The following is a 329-nucleotide window of genomic DNA, read 5'->3' on the forward strand; positions in this document are numbered from 1 at the left end:
GCACCTCCTGAGAGGCTCCAGCCTCGCGGGAACCGAAGGCGGAGCCTTCCGCCAACTCCCGTTCCAAGGCGGAGCCCTGGAACGAGAAGTACGAGCCCGAAGCGCAAGCGAATGCCCCCTCGTTCCCGGGCTCCTGCCTGGGAACGCACTTCCGGAGAGGCTCCAGCCTCGCGGGAACCGAAGGCGGAGCCTTCCGCCAATCCCCGTTCCAAGGCGGAGCCCTGGAACGAGAAGTACGAGCCCGAAGCGCAAGCGAATGCCCCCTCGTTCCCAGGCTCCTGCCTGGGAACGCACCTCCGGAGAGGCTCCAGCCTCGCGGGAACCGAAGG

Origin of the sequence: Stieleria maiorica, assembly GCF_008035925.1 — a bacterium.
GTDB classification, from domain to species: Bacteria; Planctomycetota; Planctomycetia; order Pirellulales; family Pirellulaceae; genus Stieleria; species Stieleria maiorica.